Genomic DNA, 11,861 nt, shown 5'->3' on the forward strand with positions numbered 1-11,861 from the left:
TTTTTTATTTGTTACTGTTTGAAGAGAGTTGCTAATTAAAGGTTTTAATTCTTAATTTCCTTTTGTCTTTCATTCAATAAAATTGGTGCTCCGTAACCTAATTCTTTCATTCTTTCTAATTGCGTTTCTGCATCACCAACAACCAACCAAATCATTTTATTCGGGTTAATGTATTTGTTGGCTAATTCTTGAATGCGTTCTTTGGTCATGTTATTTACCGTTTCTTCTCTATCTTTTACATAATCTGCTTTTAAACCGTAATTGCTAATATTAGACAACATTCTTAATTTTGCACCGGCAGTTTCAAAAGCTCTTGCATTACTTTTAATTAAGAAACTTTTTGTGGTTTCTAAATCTTTGTCAGAAAATGTAGTTGGATACTCTTCTAATATTTTTTGAACCGCTTGTGCAGATTCTAGAGTCACATTAGAACGAACGCCACTAGAAATGGTAAAGGTTCCTTTTGCTTTTGTACCAGAAAATCCAGAACCAATTCCGTAAGTATATCCCTTACCCTCTCTTAACTCTTGTGTTAAGCGAGAAGCAAAACCACCACCACCAAGAATATAATTCATAACATTTGCTGCATAAAAATCTTTATCTGTTGCTGCCAAAGCTGGTGCGCCAAATTGTAAAATAGATTGTTTTGCATTCGGAATATCATAAAAATAAACAGCGGGTTTGGTAGGTGCTTCCGGCATTTTATATGTAGGAATTGTAACTTCTTTCGCTTGCCACTTCGTGTTTAAATTAGTTAATGAAGCAACTAATTTGTCTTCTGAAATAGCACCAACAACTAGGATTTTTGCTACAGAAGGTGAGATGTAATTTGTATAATAAGTTTTAATGTCTTCTAAAGTGATTGCTTCTAAAGAGGTTAATGTACCTAAAGTATTTTTAGAATACATATTCTCTTTTCCGTAAATTAAACTGTTGTAAGCATTTCTAGCCACCGCATTCGGATTTGCTTCTTGCTGGCGTAAATTTGCCGCTGTTGCTTTTTTAAGCAAACTAAATTCGTTTTCATCAAACCTTGGTTCTAATAACATTTCTTCTGCCAATGCTAGGGTTGCAGTGTAGTTTTTAGCTAACGTTGTTCCAGTAATTGCAATACTTTCTTTATTTGAAGAAACGGAAATAGTAGCACCTAATTCCTGAATAGCTTCTTCTAACTCTTTTACCGTTTTATTTTTGGTTCCTTTATTTAATAAACCTGCCGTTAAATTGGCAACGCCTAATTTATCCATAGATTCTAATAATTGTCCGCCATCTATTATCAAGCTAAAACGGACTAATGGCACTTCATCACTTTCAATTCCGAAGATTTTTAAACCATTTTCTAAATTACTTTCATATACTTTAGGAACGGCCAAAGAAGGAGTTTCGCCATAATTAGGTTCTATCGTTCTGTCAAAAGAAGAAGGTGTTTTTATGTAAGTAGCTGCAATCTTTGGGTCAAAATTTTTTTCAGCACCATTTACAATTTGCTCTTCAACAACATTTGCTAAGATGGAGCCTTTTAGTGCTAACTCAGCGCTATTTTTAGGAACAAAACTAGTAGCTATGTAATTTTTGTTTTTGATGTACGTGTTGTAAACTCGCATTACATCTTCAGTTTTAACAGCCAATGTTCTTTTAATATCTTCTGTAGCAAAACCTGGGTTACCTAAGTAAGTGTTGTAAGAAGCTAAGTTAGACCCTTTTCCTAAAACACTAGATAAACTGCCATAAAACTGAGTTTCTTGACCTGCTTTTATTCTATTTAAATCTTTTTCTGAGATTCCTTCCGTTTCAAATTTCGAAAATCCTTCTTGAACACCTGTTAAAACCTCATCTAATTTTTTGTCGTTAAAAGCTCTAATTAATAAATGCATTTCTCCTGCCAATTCAGAATTACCGCTATACATACTTGTGTAAGAAGTTAGTTTTAACCGATCGATTAAAGCCATATTCATAGGTGCAGATTTTCCATTGGTTAAATATTCGCTTAAAACACTTAGTGCGTAGGAGTCTGGGTGGTAAGATTCTACAGTTGGCCAAACCATTGTTAATTGAGGTACTCTTGCAAAATTATCTTCATAATATAAAAACGTTGTTTCTTTAACAAAACCAGGTCTTTTTTCTAATACAGGAATTTTTGCTGTTCCTTTCGGAATTTCATCGAAATACTTGTGCACCCATTTTGTTGCTTGCTCAATATTAATGTCTCCAGATAAAACTAAAGTAGCATTGTTAGGAACATACCATTTTTTATAGAAATTTTTAACATCTTGTAAAGTTGCATTCTGTAAATCTTCTAAAGAACCAATAACTTGCCAGTTGTAAGGGTGTTCTTTTGGGTATAAGTTTTTACCAATTACATATTGGTTATGACCATAAGGTCTGTTGTCTACACCTTGTCTTTTTTCATTTTTTACAACTTGCTTTTCTTTCGCTAAAACAGGGTCTGTAACAGTGTTTATAAAGTACCCTAACTTGTCTGCTTCTGCCCAAATCATCTTTTCTAAAGCATCTTTTGGTACGGTTTGTAAGTAATTTGTTCTGTCTCTAGAGGTTGAACCATTTGCGCCAGAACCACCAATTTTTGCACTCATTTTATCTAAGCCACCTTTTCCTAGGTTTTCTGACTCTAAGAATAATAAATGTTCAAATAAATGTGCAAAACCGGTTCTACCCTCAATTTCTCTTGCAGAACCTACATGAACCATTAATTCTACAGCAACAACAGGATCCGATTTATCTACGTGAAAGACCACATCTAGTCCGTTTTTTAATTCAATTTTTTCGTAATTAATACTTAATTCGGGTGTTTTTTCTTCGGATGAATTACTGCAAGCAATAAAACTCGTAACCGCTAGAAAAGCTAAGATTATTTTTTTCATTTGAGTTGGTTTTTTGAGCCTTGAAAATTACTAAAAGGAAAAACAGCAAATAGGGTGTAGGCTGTTAAAATTAACAAAAAAAAATCCCAAACTTAAGTTTGGGATTTTTTAATATTATTTAGCTAAAACGCAATCTTCGCAATCTTTAATTTTACCATAATACGTTTCTCTGTATTTGTGTAGAGTTTTTAAAGGAATAAGATTGAGTAATGTTTGTTTTATGTACGTTACTTTGGTGTCAAAAGCGCCCATTTTAACTGTGTGACGATGTTCTAAACGGGTTTTTCTGCTAATTTTTATCAGTCTCATCGGTTTTCATTTATCATTGTTAATTATACACCAAAGTTAAGAGGTCTGAAATTTGATATGAAATTATAAGAGTTAAAATGAAGAAAATGAGCTTAGAAATACACAATAGTAAATTATGTAGTGGTATCATTAAAGATATAACAACTATACCGCTGTTTTTTTATGATAAAGAAATCTAAAAATGACCAAAATTGACGTAAAAACAGAATAAATCACTCAAAATTAACTAAAAACGAGTCGAAAGTGAGTGATTTCTTCTTATTATGAGGTTTTCTAAAAAATTAGAAAAGGATGTTTATTGCTGTTGCTGCCATTTCCAAGCAGAAGCCAATGCTTCGTCTAGGTTTTTTTCTGTTTTCCAGTTTAATTCTCTATTTGCAATTGTGGTATCTGCATACGCTGCGGTAATATCGCCTTCTCTTCTGCCAACAATTTTATAATTTAAAGACTTTCCAGAAGCTTTTTCAAATGCTTTTATAACCTCTAAAACAGAACTACCTGTTCCTGTACCAACATTAAAAAACTCGAAGTTTTGTTTGTTATTTTTATGAAGTAGTCTTTGCAAAGCTGCAATATGTGCTTTGGCTAAATCTACTACATGAATGTAATCTCTAACCGCTGTACCGTCTACCGTAGGATAATCATCACCAAAAACAGACAATTCTTTTCTAATTCCTGCGGCTGTTTGCGTCACAAACGGAATTAAATTTTGAGGAACTCCCAAAGGCAATTCTCCTATCTTAATACTTTCGTGCGCGCCAATAGGATTAAAATAACGCAATGCAATTGCATTTAATTGGTGTGCTTTACAGCTTTCTTGAATAATTTCTTCTCCAATTTGTTTTGAGTTTCCGTAAGGAGATTCTGCTTTTTTAACAGGTGCGTTTTCTGTAATTGGCAATTCATCTGCTTGTCCGTATACAGTACAAGAAGAAGAGAAAATAAAGTTGTCTAGTTTTCTGTCTCTCATTTCTTGTAAAATGTACACTAAACTTCCAATATTATTTTCATAATAATCTAAAGGGTTTTGTACACTTTCTCCAACCGCTTTAAAGGCTGCAAAATGAATAACACCGTCTACTTTATTGTGCTCAAAAAACTGAACAACATCTTTTTTCACTCTCAAATCGATGTTATGATATTCAGGTTTTTTTCCTGTAATTTCTGTAATGCTATCTAAAACACTGATGGTTGTGTTTGATAAATCATCAATAATAACAACTTCAAAACCCTCGTTTTGTAATTCTACAACGGTATGAGAACCAATAAAACCTAAACCTCCTGTTACTAATATTCTTTTCATATTTTTTAGTTGATAAAATTATTAATCGTATTTGTTATAAATTCTAATTGTTCTGTTTCTAACTCTGTGTGCATCGGTAAAGAAATTACCGTTTTTATCAACTCATTTGTTACAGGGAAATCACTTTCATTATAACGAGTGTCTTTGTATGCTTTTTGTTCGTGTAAAGCAACCGGATAATAAATTGCATTCGGAATTCCTTGCTCTAATAAATGTTTGTGCAATGCATCTCTTTTACCATTGGTAATCTGTAATGTATATTGATGAAAAACATGACAATCGCAAACATCGCAAATTTGACCGCAACTACTTGTTGCATTCGATTTTGTGGTGGGCGCTATAATATTTGGGTTGTTAGAAAACGCATTGTTATAAAAACGAGCAGCATTTCTACGAGCATTACAATAGCTATCTAAAAGTGGTAATTTTGCTTGTAAAACGCCCGCTTGTATTGAATCTAAACGAGAGTTTACACCTACAACGTCATGGTAATAACGGGTGTACATTCCGTGATTTACAATTCCTCTAATGGTGTGCGCTAAGGCATCATCATTTGTAAAAATTGCACCACCATCACCATAACAACCTAAGTTTTTAGAAGGGAAAAATGAAGTTGTACCCACATGACCAATAGTACCTGCTTTCTTTTTAGTACCATCTTTAAACGTGTAACTTGCACCAATTGCTTGCGCATTGTCTTCAATTACAAATAAGTTGTGTTCTTTTGCAATTTCCATAATCGCATCCATATTTGCAACTTGTCCAAATAAATGAACAGGTACAATGGCTTTTGTTTTAGGAGTAATTGCTTTCTTTAAAGCTTCGATATCGATGTTATACGTTTCTGCATCAACATCTACCAAAACGGGTGTTAATTTTAATAGCGCAATAACTTCTACCGTTGCCGCAAAAGTAAAATCTGCTGTAATAACCTCATCTCCTTGCTCTAAGCCTAATCCCATCATTGCAATTTGCAGTGCATCTGTGCCATTTGCACAAGGAATTACGTGTTTTACATCTAAATATTTCTCTAAATCTGCTTGAAATTCATGAACCAAAGGTCCATTTATATATGCTGATGTGTCTAGCACTTGTTCAATAGAATTGTTAACGGATTCTTTAATTTTAGCATATTGACCTTGAAGGTCTACCATTTGAATTTTTTTCATGAAGTAGTGTTTTAATAAACGTTTCAAAAATACAATATAAATCTATTACCTTTGAATTAATCAAACAGATTTCCATGAAAATTATTAAAAAAAGTATCCTATTTTTAATTGTTATTATCATAGTAACACTTGTAGCCGGTTGGTTCTATACCAAAACACTAAAACCAACGTACAATGGTGAAATTAAAATAGAAAATACAACAGAAGACGTTACGATTCATTTTGATGAAATAGGTGTTCCTCATATCAATGCAAAAAACCAACAAGATGCTTATGTTGCTTTGGGGTATGTGCATGCCCAAGACCGGTTGTGGCAAATGGAATTAATTAGAAGGATAGCAGCAGGAAGATTGTCAGAAATTTTTGGAGAAAAATTAATACCAACAGACAAGCTTTTTTCTGGTTTAGGAATTGAAGAAGCAGCTGCAAAAACAATCGCGAATTTAGATAAAAATGCTGTTCCGTATAAAATGGCAATCGCTTATTTAGATGGCATTAATCAATATATAGAAAACGGAAAAACACCCATAGAGTTCAATTTAGTTGGGGTAGCTAAAGAAAAATATACTTTAAAAGACATGTACAATGTTTTTGGTTATATGGCTTTTAGTTTTGCCATTGCACATAAAACAGACCCGATGCTAAACGAGGTAAAAGAGAAATTAGGTGCAACTTATTTTAATGAATTGATTGGTGTAGAAACTAAAAACTTAACACTTATTGAAAATGAAAAGAATCCTGAAATAACCGGAGCTTTCTCTGAGGCAATGCATAGTTTAATGGATGTTTTGCCAATTTCGCCTTTTATAGGTAGTAACTCTTGGGTAATTGGTGCAGATAAAACGAAGAACGGAAAAGTAATTTTTGCAAACGATCCGCATATTGGGTATTCACAACCCTCTGTTTGGTATCAGGCACATGTAAAGACGCCAGATTATGAAATGTATGGTTTTCATTTAGCGCTGATTCCTTTTCCTTTGTTAGGGCATAATAAAGACTTCGCGTATGGTTTAACAATGTTTGAAAATGATGACATTGATTTTTATGAGGAAGAAAATAATCCGCAGAATACAGATCAATACAAATTTAAAGAAGCGTATTACGATTACACCTTTATTGAAAAACGATTGAAGATTAAAGATGTAAAAGATTCACTTTATACCATTAAAGTAAGTAAACATGGTCCTTTAATGAACGGAATTATAACCCATTTAGAAACAGAGAAACCCGTTGCAATGCAGTGGATTTATACTAAATTAGAAAATAAAATTTTAGATGTGGCTTATGAAATGTCTCACGCTAAAAACATAACAGAGTTTAAAAACGGCGCAAGCAAATTACACGCACCAGGTTTAAATATGATGTATGGTGATGCAAAAAACAACATTGCTTGGTTTGCTACCGGACAATTATATAAGTACAGGGATTCTTTGTATACAAAGACTTTCTTAAACGGTAGTTCTGGTGAAGACGAGATTAAAGAATATTTAGATTTTGAAGAAAATCCGCAAGCCATAAATCCGGACATAAACTACGTGTATTCTGCAAATAATCAACCAGATGCTATGTCAAATGACTTGTATCCTGGGTATTATTTATCAGAAGATAGAGCCAAAAGAATTGTTAATTTGGTAGCACCAAAAAACGATTGGACAAAACAAGATGTTGCAAAAATGATGATGGATGTAACATCGCCTAAAGCACCCGAAGTTGTTAAAAGTTTTATACGCTCTTTAGATAAAAAGAACTTATCTGCCAGTGAAAAAACAGCAATTCATATTTTAGAAACATGGCAAGGAAATTTTGATAAAGATGAAGTTGCGCCCGTAATCTATAATCGATTGGTCTATGAATTTCAAAAAAACACCTTTGCAGATGAGATGGGAAAAGGCTTCGATCAGTTTGCAAATACCCCTTTTATAGAAAAAGTTTTACCGGTGCAAGCAGCAAAAGAAAAATCTGTTTGGTGGGACAATGTTACAACAAAAGACAAAGTAGAAACAAAACAAGAAATTGTAACCACCTCTTTTAAAAATGCATTTTCTTTTTTAGAAGATCAATTAGGTGCAAATGTAGCCGATTGGAAATGGGAGCGCGTAGTTTCTGTAGAACACAAGCATGCCGTTGGCGAAGTTGCGGTGCTAAGAAAATATTTTAATGTTGGCCCTTTTGTAACCTCTGGTGGAGATCAAGTAATTAATAATCAAATTTACGACATCGATGCTACCGGTTATTATAAAGTAAAAGCAGGTCCTTCAACTAGAAGAATTATCGATTTTTCTGATGTAGAAAATAGTTTAGCAATTGTACCTACAGGACAATCTGGTCGTGTTTTTAGCAAACATTACAAAGATCAAGCAAAAAGTTTTTTAAAGGGAGATTTCTTTAAAATGAAATTGAACACAGCAGAAATTAGAGAAAGTGAAAATGTTTTAATTTTGAAAGCTGAAAAATAAGAAGCAAATTAATTTAAAAATGTACTTTTGCGAACATTCAACATAAATATACAACAATGAGTTTACAACAAGATTTAGAAAAAAGAAGTGGAAATAAATGCGAATTATGTACAGCAACAGAGAATTTGTCTGTTTATGAAGTAAAACCAACATCAACAGTTGGTGGTAGTGGAGTTGATGGAAGCTTACTAGCTTGTGAAACGTGTATAACGCAAATAGACAATCCAGAGGAAACAGCAGCAAACCATTGGCGTTGTTTAAATGATTCTATGTGGAGTGAGCACAGAGCAGTAAAAGTTGTTGCTTGGAGAATGTTGTCTCGTTTAAGAAATGAAGGTTGGCCAAAAGATTTACTAGATATGATGTATCTAGAAGATGACGATTTACGTTTTGCAAAAGAATCTGGAGATCATTTAGACGAGAGCGAAAAAATAATTCACAGAGATGCAAATGGTGTAATTTTACAAGCAGGAGATTCTGTAGTTTTAATAAAAGATTTAAAAGTAAAAGGTTCTAGCATGGTTGCAAAACAAGGAACTGCTGTAAGAAGAATTTCTTTAGATCATGACAATGCAAATTTTATTGAAGGTAAAGTAGGACCAACACAAATTGTAATTATTACAGATTACGTTAAGAAAATGGCAGAAAAAGAGTAAGTTTTTACGCCGTCATTGCAATGGAAGAATCACTGAAGCAATTTGTTATTTAAAAAAGAGATTGCTTTTGCTCTTACTTCGCAACAGGCTAACACCCTGCAGTGACGAATTTTAAATTTATTTTTAGATGCTGTAAAGTACAGCATATTTTGTTGTTTTTAAAGAAATAATTGGCTTGCAGTTTTATTAAATTGCGAGCCATTTTTTGTTTATACTCATAGATTTCATCTTCTCTAGGTATATCTCCGTACACTTTTTACTAACAAGAATATTTGCTTGCAACATTTTTTCTCTTTTGCTACATTTGTTCTTGTACCCACGTTTTTACTGCCGTTTCTTCATCTTCTAATTTAAAATTGTATGCTCCTTTTTGCGAAATTAGCTTTGCAAATATTGGCGAAGTTTCAATGGTTAAAAACAACAAGAACATAGAGAAAGAAGACAACCAAGGTAATTTGTTTAAAGCAGCCATTCTAGCCATTAATCCGTCAAAATTTGCTGAGATTGGTGGTGTTTTTGTTTCTAACAATTTCTGATTTTTCAATTAAATAAGCAATTGCCCGTTCTTTTGATTTAATTTTTTTGAATTGTCTTTTTTAGTGGATTCAATGCCGCTAAAGAAGTATCCTGTTTCTGTCTTTCCTTGTCATAAACGGGGTCTTTTCCTAATAATCTTGTTCCTTTTCCACCTTTGGCTTCAGCAATGTAGGTTTCGTATAACGTATTTGTGTTTGTTTCCTCTGTTCTTATGGCTGTTTTTAAGAGGTTCATTTCTGAATTTATATGAGCTATTTTTGGTGTAAATTATTGTGCAATTTTAGTTTTATTATCTAAAGTCATTTGGTTTTTCTCGGTCAATAAAACCTGATTTATTTCCTTCTCAAATATTTTTAATGGTTTAGAAATTACCATCTCAATAATTATAGCTAATAAAATTCTTGGTAAAGCCTCTATCTGTCTAGAGTCTTTTTTTATGGTAGAAACGATGAATCTGTCTAAATTAAAGATGGTTAACCCCAACTAAGTCCGAATAGAATTGTAGTATATACATTCTCGAAAACTGCAAATAAGGCATAGTTACCAGCAATTGTAGCCGTAACTGCTGTAAAAAACATGGTTGCTCCAATACCTGCATATTTGTTCTGTTCACCATCGGAATAATTATAGCTATTGTTTTGATCGATACCGGCGCAAGTGATGAAAAATCTTTGAAGCATGGTCTTAATATTTGGAGAAGAGCTATTTTTTCCGTATTGTTGTAAAGAATGAACGCTATTAAAATGAATTTATATTAATTTTCAAGAAGTTTAAATCTTAGTAAATGTTGTTAAGTGGAGTCTTCTTTGTATAATTTACTAAAATTAAGAACTATGAATTACTTAAAAAAAACAACAAGGGTAGAAAGGGGCATTTTAACTTCGACTTATAAACAAGAAGTAAAGAAAGATACTAAAAGAAAGAAGGTTAAGTCGATCTCTAGAATTAAATCTCTTATTTTAAATCATCAAGGAAAGACTAAAAGTCAGATAGGAGTGATCTTACAAATATCTGTTTTTGTGATTGCCATTGCAGTCATTTCGCTTTAGTAAAAAAAATCTTAGAAGTTTCTAACACCTGTGAGGTTTTATATTTGAAAAGCAATTTCTTCTTTTAAGGAAAAAAAATCGTTGGCAAACAGGTTCGCGAGAGCGATTGAAACGGCATCCTTTTTAAATAGAAACAGGTAATTTATTTTAAATATTGAGATTGCTAAGGTCTAGAACTAAGTAAAATTTCTGATGAGACCTTTAAAAAGATATAGTGTAAAGCGCGGTTTTTTATTTTAAAAATACGCCAAAGCAAAAAAAAATCCATCTAAAAATAGATGGATTTATAATTTATATAGTGAGAATTAGTTCTCACTTAAGACTTCTTTGATTCTTTTAATTGCTTCGCGTAGCTGTAATTCTGATGCTGCATAAGACATTCTAATGCAATTTGGTGCACCAAAAGCATCTCCTGTAACTGTTGCAACATTTGCTTTTTCTAAAATAAATAAAGAAAAGTCATTTGCGTTTTCGATTTTTACACCGTCAATGGTTTTTCCAAAGAATGCAGAAATATCTGGGAATACATAAAATGCACCTTCCGGAACGTTTACGTTAAAACCATCTATTTCTCTTAACAAACCAACAACAATATTTCTACGTGTTTTAAATTCATCTACCATGTATTGAATTTTAGAAACTGGTGCTAAAACAGCGGTAATTGCAGCCCTTTGTGCAATACAATTTGCGCCAGAGGTAATTTGCCCTTGCATTTTTGTACATGCTTTGGCAATCCATTCTGGTGCGCCGATGTAACCAATTCTCCAACCTGTCATTGCAAATGCTTTTGCAAGACCGTTTACAGTAATGGTTCTGTCATACATGCTTTCAATGGCAGCAAAACTAAATGGTTTTGCACCATAGTTTATGTGCTCGTAAATTTCATCTGATAAAATAAATATCTGCGGATGCTTTTCTAAAACGGCAGCCAATGCTCTATATTCTTCTTCACTGTACATAGAACCACTAGGGTTGTTTGGTGAGTTAAAGAAGATCATTTTTGTTTTTGGCGTAATTGCGCGCTCTAATTGTGCTGGCGTAATTTTAAAATCGTCATCTATAGAAGATGGAATTTCAACATATTTTGCTTCACTTAAAATAGCAATTGCAGAATAACTAACCCAATAAGGTGCTGGTAATAAAACTTCGTCTCCTGGGTTTAATAAGACCTGCGCAATATTTGCGATAGATTGTTTTGCTCCGGTAGAAACTACAATTTGATTTGGTGTATATGTTAAATTATTATCGCGCTTAAACTTTGTGCAAATCGCTTCTTTTAACTCTACATACCCGTCTACTGGAGAATACGAATTGTAATTTTGATTGATTGCTTCTATTGCAGCGTCTTTTATAAAGTCTGGTGTGTTAAAGTCTGGTTCTCCTAAACTCAAACTAATAATATCTTTTCCAGCTGCTTTTAATTCTCTTGCTTTGGCAGCCATTGCTAAAGTTTGAGATACAGGTAAACTGTTAATTCTGTCCGATAGTGGATGTTTCATT

The 11,861-nt window shown here is 32.9% G+C and carries 8 protein-coding genes and 1 pseudogene; 2 read left to right on the plus strand and 7 right to left on the minus strand.

From position 1 onward, the window contains the following. Positions 1–44: 44 nt before the first annotated feature. From ES045_RS09570 to ES045_RS09585, 4 genes are all read right to left on the minus strand, one after another. Positions 45–2,882 (minus strand): M16 family metallopeptidase, encoded by a 2,838-nt coding sequence (locus ES045_RS09570; RefSeq protein ID WP_147115857.1) that lies wholly within the window; start codon positions 2,880–2,882, stop codon positions 45–47. Between the two features lie 114 nt (positions 2,883–2,996). After that, positions 2,997–3,191 carry a hypothetical protein gene (locus ES045_RS09575; RefSeq protein ID WP_147115859.1) on the minus strand — a complete coding sequence of 65 codons (195 nt, stop codon included), beginning with the start codon at positions 3,189–3,191 and terminating at the stop codon, positions 2,997–2,999. A 295-nt stretch (positions 3,192–3,486) separates the two neighbouring features. Then, on the minus strand, positions 3,487–4,494 hold the full coding sequence (gene galE / locus ES045_RS09580; protein WP_147115861.1) for a UDP-glucose 4-epimerase GalE: 1,008 nt from the start codon (positions 4,492–4,494) through the stop codon (positions 3,487–3,489). 5 nt (positions 4,495–4,499) lie between these two features. Continuing rightward, on the minus strand, positions 4,500–5,663 hold the full coding sequence (locus tag ES045_RS09585) for a DegT/DnrJ/EryC1/StrS family aminotransferase (RefSeq protein WP_147115863.1): 1,164 nt from the start codon (positions 5,661–5,663) through the stop codon (positions 4,500–4,502). 74 nt (positions 5,664–5,737) lie between these two features. Here ES045_RS09585 and ES045_RS09590 point away from each other — a divergent pair, with 74 nt between their 5' ends. Together ES045_RS09590 and ES045_RS09595 are read left to right on the plus strand one after the other, a co-directional pair. Then, positions 5,738–8,119 (plus strand): penicillin acylase family protein, encoded by a 2,382-nt coding sequence (locus tag ES045_RS09590; RefSeq protein ID WP_147115865.1) that lies wholly within the window; start codon positions 5,738–5,740, stop codon positions 8,117–8,119. A gap of 56 nt (positions 8,120–8,175) precedes the next feature. Further along, entirely contained in the window at positions 8,176–8,775 is a 600-nt protein-coding gene (locus tag ES045_RS09595) for a PhnA domain-containing protein (RefSeq protein WP_147115867.1), read from the plus strand. A 298-nt stretch (positions 8,776–9,073) separates the two neighbouring features. Here the strand turns inward: ES045_RS09595 and ES045_RS16810 are convergent, their stop codons facing one another. The 3 genes and pseudogenes from ES045_RS16810 to ES045_RS09605 all read right to left on the minus strand — a co-directional run bounded on the left by ES045_RS16810 (position 9,074) and on the right by ES045_RS09605 (position 11,860). Then, entirely contained in the window at positions 9,074–9,304 is a 231-nt protein-coding gene (locus ES045_RS16810) for a DUF4407 domain-containing protein (RefSeq protein WP_317131307.1), read from the minus strand. Between the two features lie 44 nt (positions 9,305–9,348). Continuing rightward, positions 9,349–9,992 (minus strand): annotated as a pseudogene (locus tag ES045_RS16855) (DUF4407 domain-containing protein). Positions 9,993–10,666: 674 nt separating this feature from the next. After that, positions 10,667–11,860, minus strand: a complete 1,194-nt coding sequence (locus ES045_RS09605; protein ID WP_189663068.1) for a pyridoxal phosphate-dependent aminotransferase — start codon at positions 11,858–11,860, stop codon at positions 10,667–10,669. Position 11,861 lies beyond the last annotated feature (1 nt).

This window comes from Polaribacter sp. IC073 (genome assembly GCF_007997075.1).
Lineage (GTDB): Bacteria > Bacteroidota > Bacteroidia > Flavobacteriales > Flavobacteriaceae > Polaribacter.

What these genes read in the sequence shown, in the direction of transcription:
- ES045_RS09590 (WP_147115865.1), top strand. Translation starts at nt 5,738, where the DNA reads ATGAAAATTATTAAAAAAAGTATCCTATTTTTAATTGTTATTATCATA.
- ES045_RS09605 (WP_189663068.1), bottom strand. Translation starts at nt 11,860, where the DNA reads ATGAAACATCCACTATCGGACAGAATTAACAGTTTACCTGTATCTCAA.
- ES045_RS09585 (WP_147115863.1), bottom strand. Translation starts at nt 5,663, where the DNA reads ATGAAAAAAATTCAAATGGTAGACCTTCAAGGTCAATATGCTAAAATT.
- ES045_RS09570 (WP_147115857.1), bottom strand. Translation starts at nt 2,882, where the DNA reads ATGAAAAAAATAATCTTAGCTTTTCTAGCGGTTACGAGTTTTATTGCT.
- ES045_RS09575 (WP_147115859.1), bottom strand. Translation starts at nt 3,191, where the DNA reads ATGAGACTGATAAAAATTAGCAGAAAAACCCGTTTAGAACATCGTCAC.
- ES045_RS09595 (WP_147115867.1), top strand. Translation starts at nt 8,176, where the DNA reads ATGAGTTTACAACAAGATTTAGAAAAAAGAAGTGGAAATAAATGCGAA.
- galE (WP_147115861.1), bottom strand. Translation starts at nt 4,494, where the DNA reads ATGAAAAGAATATTAGTAACAGGAGGTTTAGGTTTTATTGGTTCTCAT.